Below are 15,043 nucleotides of genomic sequence, written 5' to 3' on the forward strand. Positions count from 1 at the left end.
GGCTCCGGGCACGTCCTCATGAACAACAGGCAACCCGGCCTGGAGGACCGAGACACAACACTGCGCGAAACCGTAAGCACCATAAGAGACGCACTACGGCACATTCGCCGCCAACCGGCAGCAGACAGCCGCCCCGGAAGATTTTTTTCGAGGAAATGCCACGAGCGGGAACGTTTTCGGGCTGGTTGGATGTTGACCCTGGTACGACAGCTCGTCGAGCTAGAGAAGAGGCGACGTGACTACTGTTCTGACCCCCGCGAGCCCGTTGACGGCCGCCGATCGCTGCGACCGCTGCGGCGCCCAGGCATACCTGCGCGTCGTCCTGCTCAGCGGCGGAGAACTGCTCTTCTGCGCCCACCACGGTCGCAAGTTCGAGCCGGAACTCAAGAAGATCGCCGCTGAGATACAGGACGAGACGGAGCGGCTGACGTCCGTTCCGAACACCGCTTCCGAAGAAGAGCGCTGAATCTCGCACACACGACGAGCCAGCCCCGGCACAGGCCGGTGAACGGGCGGCCGCTCCCCCCAGGAGCGGCCGCCCGTGCTCATGCCGCCGTACCGGCGCGCCAGGAGCGCCCGTGGGGCCCCTTCTGGCCCCCCGAGGTCGCCTTCAGGACGCGTACGACTTCGGAGACGCGCGTGTACACGCCGGGGCTACCCGGTTTGCCACAGCCGTTGCCCCATGACACGAGCCCGATGAGGCGCCCTGCCACCACCAGCGGGCCGCCGCTGTCTCCCTGGCACGCGTCCGGGCCGCCGGCGGTCTCCCCTGCGCAGAGCATGCTGCGCGCCTGGTAGGTCCCGTCGGGGCCGCCCGGGTACGCGCGAGCGCAGAGTTCGTCGGGCAGTACACGCACGCGTGCGGCGTGCAGCCTGCGGGGGTAGGCCCCGTCGCCGCTGAGGTCCCCCCAACCGGAGACCAGGGCCTTCGTGCCGGGCGCGTAGGCCGGGTCGCCCGCGGCCGCCATGCCGACGACCGCGCTCTTCGGCAGCGGCTGGGCGAGGGTGAGTACGGCGAAGTCGCCGGCGTTGGTCTCGCTGTCGTACCCGGGATTGATCCGGGCGTCACGTACGGCGATCTCCCGGCCCTCGCCCGACAGCAGATCGGTGCGGCCCGTGATGACCCGGAAGTCGCGCGCGCGGTTCCCGGGCGCTCCGAGGACGTCCTCCCCCAGACAGTGGGCCGCGGTGAGCACCGCCGTCGGTGCGACGGCCACGCCGCCGCAGAACTGGCCCGCCCGCGTACCCCCGAACCGGTCACGGCTGGACAGCGCGACCGTCCAGGGGGCCTGTGAGATCTCTATCGGGAAGCCCCCGACCACCACGCTGTCGGCGGCGACGGGAGCCGCGCTCACCAGAGGTATCACGGTCATCGTGGCCGCCAGGGCAAGCGGCCGGATCAGTGCCCGGACAACGGAACGGCGCATGCAGCAACCTCACTCTCGGGTGGTTCCGGAACACCCAGAGTGATCCACTGTGCGACCGCGCGCAGCACGAAGGCCCGGCTCCCCCTCGGGGGAACCGGGCCTTCGCCGTCGTACGACCGCGACCTAGTCGAGGTAGTCGCGCAGCACCTGGGAACGCGACGGATGGCGCAGCTTCGACATGGTCTTGGACTCGATCTGGCGGATCCGCTCACGCGTGACGCCGTACACCTTGCCGATCTCGTCGAGTGTCTTCGGCTGACCGTCGGTGAGACCGAACCGCATGGAGACGACGCCGGCCTCGCGCTCGGACAGGGTGTCCAGGACGGAGTGCAGCTGCTCCTGCAGGAGCGTGAAGCTGACGGCGTCGGCCGGGACGACGGCCTCGGAGTCCTCGATGAGGTCACCGAACTCGCTGTCGCCGTCCTCGCCCAGCGGGGTGTGCAGCGAGATGGGCTCGCGGCCGTACTTCTGGACCTCGATGACCTTCTCCGGGGTCATGTCGAGCTCCTTGGCCAGCTCCTCCGGGGTGGGCTCGCGGCCCAGGTCCTGGAGCATCTGGCGCTGCACGCGCGCGAGCTTGTTGATGACCTCGACCATGTGCACCGGGATACGGATGGTGCGGGCCTGGTCGGCCATGGCGCGGGTGATGGCCTGACGGATCCACCAGGTGGCGTACGTGGAGAACTTGTAGCCCTTGGTGTAGTCGAACTTCTCGACCGCGCGGATCAGACCGAGGTTGCCCTCCTGGATGAGGTCCAGGAAGAGCATGCCGCGGCCGGTGTAGCGCTTGGCCAGGGAGACCACCAGACGGAGGTTGGCCTCCAGCAGGTGGTTCTTGGCGCGGCGGCCGTCCTCGGCGATGATCTCCAGCTCGCGCTTGAGCTTCGGCGCCAGCTTGTCGGCGTTGGCCAGCTTGTCCTCGGCGAACAGACCCGCCTCGATGCGCTTGGCCAGCTCGACCTCCTGCTCGGCGTTGAGCAGGGGGACCTTGCCGATCTGCTTCAGGTAGTCCTTGACCGGGTCGGCGGTGGCGCCGGCGGCGGCGACCTGCTGCGCGGGCGCGTCGTCCTCGTCCTCGTCGGACAGCACGAAGCCCGCGTTCTCGGCGCCCTCGGGCTCGTCGGCGACCTTGGTGTCCTCGAGAACCTCGTCCTCGAGAATCTCGGCGTCGTCCTTCTTGGCCGTGGTCTTCTTAGCGGCCGTCTTCTTCGCGACGGTCTTCTTGGCGGTGGCCGCCTTCTTGGCGGTCGCCTTCTTCGCCGCGGCCTTCTGGGCGGGTGCGGCTTCCTCGGCGGAATCGGCTGCGGCCGGAGCGGTGGGCGCCGCAGGGGCGGCCGTGGTGGCGGTGGCCTTCCTGGTCGTCACCGTCTTCGCCGCGACCGTCTTGGTGGCGGTGCGCTTGGCCGGGCTCTTCGCTGCGACGCTCTTGCGGGTGCGCTTGGGCTCTGCGGCACTGACCATCAGCGTCACACCCTCTTCCTCAAGAATCTGGTTGAGGCTGCGCAGTACGTTCTTCCACTGAGTGGCCGGAATCTGGTCAGCTTCGAAGGCCCGACGCACATCGTCGCCGGCGATCTGCCCCTCAGCCTTTCCCCGCTCAATGAGCGCCATGACAGAGACGGACTCGGCGATCTCCGGCGGGAGCGTACGGGATGTGCTGGCCGACACGAACAACCTCTCGGAACGTTGGAAAACGGCTTCCGGCACCGTCCACTGCGGACAGGAGCCGACCACCGGCCTGGGGATGGGCCGACGGCGCGGGCGGGGGCCGGGAAGATGCACAGCGCCTGTCATGGCGTCCGTATTCCCTCCGCGACTGTCACCTCTTAGGTCATCGCGCTGTTCCCACGAGCGTTACGCCCAATCTGCGTGGCCCGAGTCACACCCCGTAAGCAGTCAAAAGCGGTCAGAGTCGGGCAGAGGAGATCACCGTCGTTGCCTCGCCCGGTCGTGCGCTTGGCCCCCGGCGGCCCGTCGCACCGCTGGGCCCCGCCGGACCGCACAGGGTCCGGCAGGGTCCAGCGGCGGCCGGCAACGAGCCCGGCGCCGCCAAGAGCACCACGAGGACGCCGCACACCGGCGACCGCACCGCCCTGACCCCGGAGGTCAGTGCTCGCGCGGGGCGGGCACCACGCGCTCGACCTCGGGGTGGACCGTGAGCAGTTGACGCATGGCCGTCTCGGCCGCCGTGCCGTCGCCGGTGCCGAGCGCGTCGACGATCCGCGCGTGCTGTGCGAGCGACGACTCGTTCGGCCGGTCACATCCCGTGACCGGGCCGCCCGAGACCTGGAGCGCCGCCGAGACGATCCCGGACAGGTGCTCCAGCATGCGGTTGCCGGCGATCTGGATGAGCAGCGCGTGGAACTCGTTGTCGGCGCGCGAGTACGTCAGCGCGTCGCCCTGGGCGAGGGCGTGACTCATGATCTCGACCATGTCGCACAGGCGCTGCTGCACCTCCTCACGTCCGTGACCGGCGGCCAGGCGGGCGGCGAGCGGCTCGATCGTCCAGCGCAGCTCGCTGAGCTCGCGTCGCTGGTCGTCGCGCTGGGGCCCGAAGGCCCGCCACTCGATGATGTCCGGGTCGAGCAGGTTCCAGTCGCTGACGGGACGCACGCGCGTGCCGACGTTCGGGCGGGCGCTGACGAGGCCCTTGGCCTCGAGGACACGGAGGGACTCGCGGACGACGGTGCGGGAGACCTCGAAGCGCTGGCCGATCTCCTCGGGCACCAGCGGGCGGTCCGCGCCCAGGTCGCCGGAGACGATCATCTGTCCCAGCTGTTGTACGAGTTGGCCGTGCAGTCCGCGTCCGCGGCTGCCTGCGGCGCGCCGGCCGACGCGGCCCAGCTCGGGGTCCGCGCCTTCCCAGGAAGGCGCTCCGACGCGGTCGGCCACCTGGGGCTCTGCGTAGGGGTAGCGGTCGAGTTCGCCCGGGCCGACCAGACCGGAGTCGGTGGAGCGGGCGGCGGTCATCATGGTGTGCGCAAGGGTACTCACGGATCCTTTGTCGGCGTCGCCTCCAACTCCCTTGAGGTCTTTGGTGAAAAGCACACGAAAGGGTGATCGCTCACCCCGTCGCAATTGACGCCTTATCGGAAAGAAATGGCCTTTCCGTGGGGAGTTGTGCACACGGCGGGATCGGAAGTGCGCGCACACCGTCACCGGAACCGGGTGCGCAGCGTCGTGGCCAGATAGGCGCACAGCAGCACCGACAGCGACAACGCCAGTGCTCCGCCCACGGGTTGAGCGAGCACCCGCGCCATTCCGAGCAGATAGCGCTCGCCCCCGAAGGGCCACTGGAGCAGTAGGACCTCCCGCATTCGCACGGGGAACCCGGCGGCCATGCGCAGAGCCGGCCCCTGCATCGCCTTGTGCACGAGCGGGACGACGACCACGGGCACGGCGAGGACGGCGGCCAGACCGCCCGTGGTGGACCGGAACACCCCGGCCGCCAGCACTCCGGCCCATGCGCAGCCGACGATCAGCCCGAACCAACTCGCGCTCAGCAGGAGCCAGTCCGCGGGAACTTGCGTCAGCTCCCGTCCGTAGACGACGTAGAGCGCTTCGGCGTCGCAGCCCAGGGTGAGGAAGGCCAGCATCACCGCGGTGGCTCCGGAGACGAGCAGTTTCGCGGTGAGCAGCCCCAGGCGGCGGGGCACCGTGCCGCGGTCCGCCGCGAGGGCGGGGTGGCGGAACTCGTCCCCGAAGGCCAGCGCACCGAGCAGCCCCGCCGCCAGCGCCGCGGGCGGCAGCGGCAGCTCCCGCGGCCAGGCGGCGAACAGCCGCGCCTGCGGCGTGTGCCCGACCCGGGCCAGCAGTACGGCGATGAGCGCGGACAGCGCCAGGACGACACCGCAGGTGAGGAAGCCGACGCCGATCCCGGCGGCGCGCCGGATCTCGTAGCGCAGCGGACGGAGGGGGCTGGGGGCGGGGCGGACGGAGATGGGGGGCGGGAGGGAGGACAGGGCACCAGGGGTGCTGACACCGTCCCGGTGGGCGGCGCGGTTGCCCTGCGGTGAACGGCTGCCGGGGTTTCTGGCGCCGGGGAGGCGGGTGCGCAGGGCGGAGGTGCCCGTTGCCGGGGTGCCCGTGCTGCCGGTCTGCGGTTTCCGGGCCGCTGGGGCCGCATCGCCACCGACGATCGGCTCGGCCGCCCTGTCGGCGGTCCGGACGGCCTCGGCCTCCATGAGCGCCTCGACGGGAGCCGCTTCGGCGCCTTCGCCGGGCGCGTCCCCACCGCCGGGCCCGGCGTGCGCACTCCCGCGGCCTCCCGCAAGCGCGTCGGCCGGTGCGGTGCCCTCGGCAGGTGCGCGAGGGGTACTCTCCGCGTGCTCGCTCCCCGGCCGGTCCAGGGGAACCCCGCCGGGCGGCAGCTCACCGTCCAAGGCCTGCGCTTGCTCCCCCGCCGGCGGTTCGTCGCCCAACGAGACACCGGACACGGCCCGCTGTGGCACCGAAGTGGCCGGTGCGGCCGTCTCCCGCCGCTCCGCCGAGAATCCGAACGGCGTGGCTCCCCGCTGCCTCGCCGGGGCGTCCGACGCGGTGACACCCGCCTCCCTCGAGGAGAGACCGGACACGACGGCGGCCCTCTCCGACACGGACGAGCCGAACGCCGCCGCTCCGGACTCCGCCGTCGCCAGGCTGACCGCGGAGCCACCCGACACCGATGCGGCCACGCCGAACCCCGAGGCCTCCGGCTCTGCCGCGGGCAGAGCGCGCACCGCCGTCTCCGGCTCCACGGACGCCGCTCCGGGCACGGCGGCTTCCCGCTCCACCGGTGACTCGTTCGCGGCCGCGACGCTCCCCTCCGCCGACGAGGCGCTGTCGGGGCCGACACCGACTCCTGAGCCCATGTCACCGATCTCGTCGGCGAGTTGGTGGACGAGAATGCCGTGGCGGAACGCCGTCTCGCCGACATCGGCGGTGGTGGAGCCGTATACCGACAGCCGATTGCCGCCCTCGCGTACGACCTCGACGGAGCGGCGCGCGGTACGGGCCTCCTTGGCGAGCAGAGTCGCGAGGCGGGCCGCGTGCGGGCTGCGGACGGCCACCCGCGGGCGCAGCCGGGTGCGGGCGAACTCCGGGGCGTCCTGGTCGGCCACGAGCCGTCCGTTGTCAAGGGTGACGACTCGGTCCGCCGTGCGCGCGGCCTCCTTGGAGTCGGCGGTGGTGAAGAGCACCGTGCCGCCCTGACCGGCGTGGGCCCGCAGCATGCCGTGCAGCCACTGCGCCTCACGGGCGGAGACGTCGGCGGTGGGTTCGTCCAGGACGAGGGTGTGCGGGTCGGGCAGCAGGGCGCAGGCCAGGCCGAGCCTGCGGTCCGCTCCCCGCGAGAGCGTGCCGAGGCGCTCCTCGCCCAGGCTGACGAGGCCGACGACTTCGAGGACTTCGTCGGCTCGTCGCGCGGGGACGCCCGAGGCCGCGCACAGCATGCGCAGATGTCCTCGGACCGAGCGGGCCGGATGCCCCGGAACGTCGCCGAGGAGCACGCCGACTTCTCGCGCGGGATGCGCGATCCGGTGCAGGGGCCGCCCCCTGAAGTAGGTGATGCCGCGCCCCTGTTGAAGCTCGAGCATGAGTCTGAGCGTCGTCGTCTTGCCCGCGCCGGCACCTCCGAGGAGCACGGTGACATGTCCCGCGCGCGCTTCGAAGGAGACGTCGTCGACGGCGGGCGGGTGCGCCTTGCGGGGATTGCTGGTCAGTCCGAAGGCCTGGATCACCTGCAGCAAGATAGCGCGAGATGTCCAGTTTTTCCGGTATCGCGAGGCTCACTACCACACACGGCACGGATCGACCCGGCTCCTGTCCGCCGTTCGGCGGAACGGGACGCGGCGGAGCCGGCCGGTGGAGATGGTCGGCCCGCCCGGCCGTCGGGGCGCGCCGGTCAGCTGTACGACTCAGACCTCGGGCCGCAGCATCGGGGGGTTGAGCAGCGTGGCACCGCCGGCCCGGAAGAGCTGCGCCGGCCGGCCGCCCTGGCGCGTGGTGGTACCTCCCGTGGGGACGAGGAATCCGGGGGTTCCGGTGACCTTGCGGTGGAAATTGCGCGGGTCGAGGGCGACTCCCCATACCGCCTCGTACACCCGGCGCAGCTCCCCGACGGTGAACTCGCTCGGGCAGAACGCGGTGGCCAGCGACGAGTACTCGATCTTGGACCGGGCCCGTTCCACCCCGTCGGCGAGGATCTGGGCGTGATCGAAAGCGAGCGGCGCCACGGGTTCACCGTCGCGGCCGTAGCCGCCCTGCTGGAGCAGTTCCTCGACCGGGGCCCAGCGCGCGTTGCTGGCGTCGCCGCCCGCGCGCGGGGCGGGGAGATCGGGCGCGAGCGCGAGGTGCGCGACGCTCACGACACGCATGCGAGGGTCCCGCTTGGGGTCCCCGTAGGTCGCGAGCTGCTCCAGGTGGGCGCCGTTGTCCTGGGCCGGGGCCATCGGGTCGTGTGCGCACAGCCCGGTCTCCTCGGCGAGTTCACGTGCCGCCGCCTGGGAGAGATCCTCGTCGGCCCGTACGAATCCGCCGGGCAGCGCCCAGCGCCCTTGGAACGGTGGCTCGCCCCTGCGGACCGCCAGCGCGCACAGGGCATGGCGGCGCACGGTCAGCACGACCAGGTCCACGGTGACGGCGAAGGGCGGAAAGGCTGACGGGTCGTAGGGCATGCCGCGATCATAGTCGTCTGCCTGACGATAAACACTCCCTTCCTCGACCGCATCGGTGGTGGTTCCGCTTCGTTCGGGTATGGGGCGCAGGACCGGCTCCTGTTCTTCGTTCCGGTTGCGTCGTACGAGGTCACACTCCCAGTTGCAGGCCGTCCCCCGCCTCCTCGACCATGGCCAGACCGAGCCTGCTGACGCGCACGGCGAACGGGGCGCCGGCGACGCGCAGCCCGGTCAGGCCGAGTTCGCCGAGCGGTGCGCTCCGCACGGGGCGCAGCGTGACGGTTCTGCCAGGGGTGTCGGGACGGATGCCCGCGAGTGAGGCAAGCATCATGATCACAGATGCCGCCGCGGTGGCGGCAGGCCGGCAGGCCGCGGGGTGCGGGAGGGGAGCGTTCCCGCTGGAGCGCTGTTCGCCGGCGAACATCTCCGGCAGCCGGTGGCCGAAGTGCTCAGCCGCTTCCAGCAGTCCTCTCAGCAGGCCGCCGGACTCCCTCTCATAGCCTGCGGCTGCCAGACCAGCGACGGCCACGGCGGTGTCGTGGACGCGGATGGCCCCGGTCCGGTGTCCGAACGGGTTGTGTCCCGCCTCCTTCGTACTGAGACCGCGCAGCCCCCAGCCCGCGTCCATGGCGGGAGTGCCGAGCAGCCGGGCGAGCTGTCCGGTCTGTACGGGGTCGAGCAGACCCGGCGCGAGTCGGCCGGACCCGAGCAGGCCGGTATCGAGAAGGTGCACGGCGGTCGAGCCCAGGCACGGTACGGGCCGGCCGTCCGGTGCCAGGGCCGCGGCCGGGCGACCGCCACCACGGTCCTCGACCCAGAAGTCGGCCCGGAAAGCAGTCTGCAAGTCCTCGGCCCACTGCCGTAGGCCGGGGCCGCCCGGCCGGTCGAAGGCGTCGAGGAGATCGGCGCCGAGCAGGGCCGCCCGACACGCGTGAGCCTGCGTCTCGCAGCGGGCCGGGCCCACGGGCTGGGGGTCGTGGAGGTAGGGGCCGTCATCTGCGGCCTTCCGCAGCCAGGCGAGGCAGCGTTCCGCCGCGGGGAGCAGCTCTCTCGTCTCCTGCTCGGGAAGTCCCCAGCGGCGGGCCTCGGCGAGCAGGACGGGGAAGAGCAGTGTGGCCTCCGTGCCCGTGCAGGCCGGCGGCAGGAGCGGGCCCGCGTCCCGCCGCGGCCCCGGGATCATTCCGGCCTGCGGGCTCCGGTCCGGGAGCTGGGTGCGTGCCAGGGTGCGCAGGGTCCCCACGGCGAGCCGGGTGCCGAGTGGCAGGGCCATGCGGGCCGCGGCCAGTGCCTCGGCGGGGGCCGTTCCGCAGCGCCAGGGCGCGCCTGCCGCGAGGTGGGTGTCGGAAGGGTGGGCGGGGTCGCGCAGGAGCAGTGCTCGGAGGTCGGCCACCGCCGCCTGCAACAGCGGGGCCACCCGGGAGTCGTCGCCCGTCGCCCGTGTCGGAGCGAACGGGCTGGTCGTGGCATGTCCCGCCGGTCGCAGCGGGCCCGCGCCGTCGAGTCGCACTCTCAGTTCCACGGCTGCCGTGCCGTTCGGCGGCAACTCCAATTCCCAGCGCAGCAGTCCGGCGGACGCGAGGGCGTCCGAGGGCGGCGGATCGGCGATCACGGAGGCGGCGGCGCCGGCCGTGGCCCAGCGCAGGCCCGAGTCGTGGACAGTGGCGGGAAGTTCGGGGCCCGCTCTGCCGGAGGCGATGGCGCCTAGTTCGGCGAGGTCCGTGCCGAGGGCGACCTCGACCGGCAGCCTCAAGGGCCGCGCGGCGGCGTTGCGGAGCGTGATCCGTTCGGTTCCGTCCGCGCTCCGGGTCCGCTCGACCACGACGTCCGGGTCGGGGCCCGACGACGGGGAAGCGTGCAGTGTCCCCACGAAGCGGGCGCTGTCGGCGCCGGTCATCCTGGCCTGCACGGGCAGGGGCTCTCGGCCGGCCACGCGGACCTGACACCGCGAGAGCAGGCGCCTGCCGCCACGGTAGAACCCGTCCAGTCCACGGCCGGCCAACTGCCCCTCGCCGGAGATGGCGAGACCGGGCAGGGCGACACAGACCAAGGCGCTGTGCGTGGGCGGCAGGTCGGGTCCGGGCCGGCTGACCTGCGGTGCGCGCACCGGCGGAGTGGCGGGTCGGCGGCCCGGGGCCGGCGGCTCGTCATGACCCTTCGGCCTGTTCGAGCCAAGGCTCCTGGGGGATGGCAGGACGGTGAGGGTCTGCGGTGCGGTGGCGGTGGCCCCCTCCGACGACCATCCGCGCCTGTCCCAGGGCGGACGTTCGTCGTCGGCGACGGAGGGCGGAGTCGGCTGCTGGTGCATGGGGTGGCTTCCTCTGCGCTCGCGGCGCCTTCGACGGCCTGGATGACCGGTGGGGCGCCCCGGAGGACAAGGGTCGTACGGCGGCGACGGGACCCGTCCGGGCGTTCCGCCACTCAGGTGAACGGAGGGGGACTTGTCCAGGTCACGGCTCACCTCGGGGAAGCCGACCGAACGGCGGCGGGACGAGTGGGAGGCGGGGACGCCGAGAACGGCCGCGAGTCGGTGCCGCCGATGGGCGCGTGGCGGGCCCTGGCACGCACTGCGGGAAGGCGCACCTGTCCGGTGGGCCCGGTCGGCCAGGCGGCCGAGAAGAGTGCCGCCGCATCGGCGCCGGCAACGACTCACGCGGGACCGGTTTCGGAGCAGCCTCCAGGTGCGCGCGCCGCAACCCACGGTTTCCGGCGATGGGCCAGGCGTCTTCCGTGCCGGTACCTGCTCGACCAGGTGTCCGCCCAGGAGACTCACCTCTCCCCCTCGGGCTCGCGATGGTCGCCTCCGGCTGCGGCGGCGCTGGTCGTGGGGCCGCCCGGCCCCGTAGCACGCGTGCGCGTGCCGCCGGGGCGGCGGCTGCCCGAGCGTGAGCGTTCGGCTGCCAAGGCGCCGGGCGCGGAGCCGGCTGGACGCCGCCGTCCGCCCGTGGACCGCGCCGCGCGCGGGGCGTCGCCCGCACCCGCGGACCGTGGTCGGCGCCCTCGGCGCGTGCTCGTCGCTCGTTCCGCTTCGGGGCTCTTGTCGTCCACCGGCGTGCGCGCGCCCGGCTCAGGCCCCTGCTCGTCCGTCCCCTCGTGCGCGCCGTCCGTCGCGTTGTCGGTTGCCGGTGATTCGGACCGAGGCACTTCCTTCTCAGCGTGCGGAGGCGCGCCGATCCCTGACGGCGTGCGGCCCGTGCCGTCCACGCTTGCCTGCACGCGGTCCCCACGGTCCGGCGCCGACTGCACGGAGCCCTCACCATCCCCTGCCGCCTGTGCGCGGTCCTCGCGGTCGGCGCGCAGACAGCGGCGGATCGATTCCGGGTCGAGGCCTTCGTTGCAGGCCTGGTGGAGCAGGCGGGCGAACAGATAGTCGGGGTCCGCGCCCAGCGCCATGGCCAGCGCCTCACGGGCCTCCACCTCGTCACCCGCCGACCAGGCCACCCAGCCGGCCAGGGTCAGCGGGGCCGCGGCGTGCTCGCCGTAGGGTCCGACGCAACGGCGGGCCAGGGCGCGCCAGAGCCGGAGGGCCGGCCCCGCCTCGTCGCCCTCCATCCAGGCGGCCGCGCGGTCGCGGGTCGTGCGGTCCTGGAGCCCGAGGATCAGTGCCGCCGCCTCGTCGTGTGCGAGCAGGCCGTCGTCACGCACGTCCGCCGCGTGCATACCGGACACCGGTGCCGCCGCGGCGAGGCGGCGGATGATCCGCTCGGCGAGTTCCAGTGTCTCCTCCGCCACTGCCGCGCGGCACGCCTCGTCGAGGATGCGGGGCACCAAGGTCATACCGGCCGCGTCCAGAGCGACCTCCTGTTCCAGAGCCGCCGTCGTCTCCCAGGGCTGCATCCGGGCGCGCAACTCCCTGAGTGTGCCGCGCACTTGGATGCCGGCGTAGGTGGCCGCGGCGGCCAGCACGGATGTGCCGGGCAGGCCCATCGGCGCGCCGTCTTCCGGGCAGCAGCCCTCATACGGGCAGCAGTACGACCAGTAACGGCCGTCGGAGATGCACAGCGCCTCGATGACCGGCACGTCGAGGTCGCCGCACTGGGTGCGCAGCAGGTGGACCAGCTGTTCGAGCCGTCGTTTGACGTCGCGGCCGGTCTCTCCCGGGGCCGGTTCCTGGCAGACGTAGGCCACCATCTGTTCGGGCCGGGCGCCCCGCCGCTCGCTGCCGGACACCAGTCCGCGGGCCAGTTGGCGAGCGGCCGCCTCCCAGTCCTCCGCGTGCGCGGGAATGCCGAGCCGGGCCCGGCCGCCGAACCTGCCACGGCCCTCGCGGTCGTGCAGGGCCACCAGCACCATGCTGTCCTCCGGGCGGTAGCCGAGGAGGTAGGGAAGGGCGTCGGCCAGCTCGGCGGGCGTGCGGAGCGTGATCTGCGTGTCGTGCGCGGACGGGCCGGTGAACGGCTCCTGTCCCGAGATGTCGCTGTTTTCGAATGGTCCGGTGGTTTCGCTGTGATGCGTCATGCGCCGACGATCTCGCGGATCTCGAGACTCCGCTTGGGCCTGTGGATAAGTCGAATCAGGGACACGACAAGCCGGTCGCGGTCGTCCACAGTCTCTGCTCTGGCCCGCCCGTCTGTCGGTCCCGTCCTGTTGTATGGGACGCATGGAGCACATGAACAACGCGGATCTCCGGGCGCACGCCGACGCCGTCCTCGCCCGGCTCGTCGGTGATGCCACGGGCGCGGCCCGCCTGCGCGAGGACCAGTGGAGGGCGATCGAGGCGCTGGTCGCCGAGCGGCGCCGGGCCCTGGTCGTGCAGCGCACAGGCTGGGGCAAGTCCGCGGTGTACTTCGTGGCGACCTCGTTGCTGCGAGCCAGGGGCAGCGGACCCACGGTGATCGTCTCGCCCCTCCTCGCGCTCATGCGCAACCAGGTGGAGGCCGCGGCCCGGGCCGGCATCCACGCCCGCACCATCAACTCCGCCAACACCGAGGAGTGGGAGGCCGTTCAGTCCGAGATCGCGGCCGGCGAGGTCGATATGCTGCTCGTCAGCCCGGAGCGGCTGAACAACCCGGACTTCCGCGACCAGGTCCTGCCCAAGCTGTCCGCGGCGACCGGACTGCTGGTCGTGGACGAGGCCCACTGCATCTCCGACTGGGGTCACGACTTCCGCCCCGACTACCGGCGGCTGCGCACCATGCTCGGGGATCTCCCGCCCGGCGTCCCCGTGCTGGCCACCACCGCCACGGCCAATGCCCGTGTGACCGCCGACGTCGCCGAGCAGCTGGGCACCGGCGGCACCTCCGACGCCCTGGTGCTTCGCGGGCCGCTGGACCGGGAGAGCCTCAGCCTCGGTGTGCTGCGCCTGCCGGATGCCGCGCACCGCATGGCCTGGCTCGCCGACCACCTCGACGACCTGTCGGGATCCGGCATCGTCTACACGCTCACTGTCGCCGCTGCCGAGGAGGTCACGGCGTTCCTGCGGCAGCGTGGGCACACCGTCGCCTCCTACACCGGTAGGACGGAGAACGCCGAGCGCCAACAGGCCGAGGACGATCTGCTCGCCAACCGGGTCAAGGCGCTGGTCGCCACCTCAGCGCTCGGCATGGGCTTCGACAAGCCGGATCTCGGTTTCGTCGTCCACCTCGGCTCTCCCTCCTCCCCCATCGCCTACTACCAGCAGGTCGGCCGGGCCGGCCGCGGGGTCGAGCACGCCGAGGTACTGCTGCTGCCGGGCAAGGAGGACGAGGCGATCTGGGAGTACTTCGCTTCACTCGCCTTCCCATCCGAGGAACTGGTCCGGCGCACCCTGGACGTCCTCTCCCGGGCGGACGGCCCCCTGTCGCTGCCCGCGCTGGAGCCCCTGGTCGAGCTGCGCCGCTCCCGGCTGGAGACGATGCTGAAGGTCCTCGACGTGGACGGAGCGGTTCGCCGCGTCAAGGGTGGCTGGATCGCCACCGGACAGCCCTGGTCGTACGACACCGAGCGCTACGGCTGGGTGGCCCGGCAGCGCACGGCCGAGCAGGACGCGATGCGCGCGTACGCGTCCACCACCGAGTGCCGGATGGAGTTTCTGCAGCGTCAGCTGGACGACGAGGGTGCCAAGCCGTGCGGTCGCTGCGACAACTGTGCCGGCCCACGTTTCACGGCCGACATGTCCACGGCGGCGGTGGACGCCGCGCGGAGCGACCTGGACCGTGCGGGCGTCGAGGTGGAACCCCGGCGTATGTGGCCGACCGGTCTGCCGACCATCGGCATCGAGCTGCGGGGACGCATTCCGGCCGGTGAGCAGGCCTCGGCGGGGCGTGCTCTGGGTCGGTTGTCGGACATCGGCTGGGGCAACCGGCTGCGTCCTCTCCTCGCGCCCCAGGCTCCGGACGCCGAGGTGCCGGACGACGTGGCGCGAGCCGTCGTGGGGGTCCTGGCCGACTGGGCGAAGGGGCCCGGCGGCTGGGCTTCGGGGGCATCCGGCGGACAGGCCCGGCCCGTAGGTGTCGTCACCGTCGCCTCGCGGACCCGGCCCCTGCTAATCCGCTCCCTGGGCTCCCGGATCGCCGAAATCGGCCGCCTGCCGCTGCTCGGCTCCGTCGAGTACGCCGAGGACGTGCCACGGGTGCCGCGCAGCAACAGCGCGCAGCGGCTGAAGGCACTCGACGGCGCGCTGACGGTACCGACCGCCCTCGCCTCGGCACTCACCGCCGCCGGCGGCCCGGTGCTGCTCGTCGACGACTTCACGGAGACGGGCTGGACGCTCGCGGTCGCGGCGCGGCTGCTCAGAAAGTCCGGCACGCAGGCGGTGTTGCCACTGGTCCTGGCCGTGCAGGGCTGACCGCGCGCGCCCGGCGGCGGGAGCCGCGCCGGGCACGGCCTGGCGCGTCAGGCGTCATCGGGCCAACCTTTGGGTAGGGATATAAGCCCCGCACCACCAGATAACCGTCGGTGGCCCCAATTGCTCGTTGCCGCATCCAAGTTCGGCAGGAAGAATTGAGGTCCGCTCCCCGCACGGCTCGTCCGTTCCGGTTGGGCTCT

General features: G+C 72.4%; 9 protein-coding genes. 2 read left to right on the forward strand and 7 right to left on the reverse strand.

The features are described from left to right. Positions 1-235: 235 nt before the first annotated feature. Positions 236-466: a hypothetical protein gene (locus AB0D93_RS28320; protein ID WP_030735014.1), complete on the forward strand. Its 231-nt coding sequence runs from the start codon at positions 236-238 to the stop codon at positions 464-466. A 79-nt stretch (positions 467-545) separates the two neighbouring features. Here the strand turns inward: AB0D93_RS28320 and AB0D93_RS28325 are convergent, their stop codons facing one another. The 7 genes from AB0D93_RS28325 to AB0D93_RS28355 all read right to left on the reverse strand — a co-directional run bounded on the left by AB0D93_RS28325 (position 546) and on the right by AB0D93_RS28355 (position 12,535). After that, positions 546-1,427, reverse strand: coding sequence for a serine protease (locus AB0D93_RS28325; protein WP_362124871.1), 882 nt, complete (start codon positions 1,425-1,427; stop codon positions 546-548). Positions 1,428-1,550: 123 nt separating this feature from the next. Next, positions 1,551-3,095: an RNA polymerase sigma factor gene (locus tag AB0D93_RS28330; RefSeq protein WP_362124874.1), complete on the reverse strand. Its 1,545-nt coding sequence runs from the start codon at positions 3,093-3,095 to the stop codon at positions 1,551-1,553. A 438-nt stretch (positions 3,096-3,533) separates the two neighbouring features. Further along, complete coding sequence (locus AB0D93_RS28335; protein ID WP_362124877.1) at positions 3,534-4,421, reverse strand: FadR/GntR family transcriptional regulator; 888 nt, start codon at positions 4,419-4,421, stop codon at positions 3,534-3,536. A 161-nt stretch (positions 4,422-4,582) separates the two neighbouring features. Continuing rightward, positions 4,583-7,144, reverse strand: a complete 2,562-nt coding sequence (locus AB0D93_RS28340; RefSeq protein WP_362124881.1) for an ATP-binding cassette domain-containing protein — start codon at positions 7,142-7,144, stop codon at positions 4,583-4,585. Between the two features lie 177 nt (positions 7,145-7,321). Then, positions 7,322-8,080: an NUDIX hydrolase gene (locus AB0D93_RS28345; protein WP_362124884.1), complete on the reverse strand. Its 759-nt coding sequence runs from the start codon at positions 8,078-8,080 to the stop codon at positions 7,322-7,324. 130 nt (positions 8,081-8,210) lie between these two features. After that, entirely contained in the window at positions 8,211-10,184 is a 1,974-nt protein-coding gene (locus AB0D93_RS28350) for a glycogen debranching N-terminal domain-containing protein (RefSeq protein WP_362124887.1), read from the reverse strand. A 662-nt stretch (positions 10,185-10,846) separates the two neighbouring features. Then, positions 10,847-12,535 (reverse strand): DUF4192 family protein, encoded by a 1,689-nt coding sequence (locus AB0D93_RS28355; protein WP_362124890.1) that lies wholly within the window; start codon positions 12,533-12,535, stop codon positions 10,847-10,849. A gap of 142 nt (positions 12,536-12,677) precedes the next feature. Here AB0D93_RS28355 and AB0D93_RS28360 point away from each other — a divergent pair, with 142 nt between their 5' ends. After that, positions 12,678-14,843 carry a RecQ family ATP-dependent DNA helicase gene (locus AB0D93_RS28360; protein WP_362124893.1) on the forward strand — a complete coding sequence of 722 codons (2,166 nt, stop codon included), beginning with the start codon at positions 12,678-12,680 and terminating at the stop codon, positions 14,841-14,843. The last annotated feature ends 200 nt before the right edge of the window (positions 14,844-15,043 follow it).

The sequence above is a fragment of the Streptomyces sp. NPDC048191 genome (assembly GCF_040652655.1).
GTDB lineage: Bacteria > Actinomycetota > Actinomycetes > Streptomycetales > Streptomycetaceae > Streptomyces.

Excerpts from the sequence above, each read along its gene's own strand:
- AB0D93_RS28325 (WP_362124871.1), bottom strand. The coding sequence starts at position 1,427 with ATGCGCCGTTCCGTTGTCCGGGCACTGATCCGGCCGCTTGCCCTGGCG.
- AB0D93_RS28345 (WP_362124884.1), bottom strand. The coding sequence starts at position 8,080 with ATGCCCTACGACCCGTCAGCCTTTCCGCCCTTCGCCGTCACCGTGGAC.
- AB0D93_RS28355 (WP_362124890.1), bottom strand. The coding sequence starts at position 12,535 with ATGACGCATCACAGCGAAACCACCGGACCATTCGAAAACAGCGACATC.
- AB0D93_RS28360 (WP_362124893.1), top strand. The coding sequence starts at position 12,678 with ATGGAGCACATGAACAACGCGGATCTCCGGGCGCACGCCGACGCCGTC.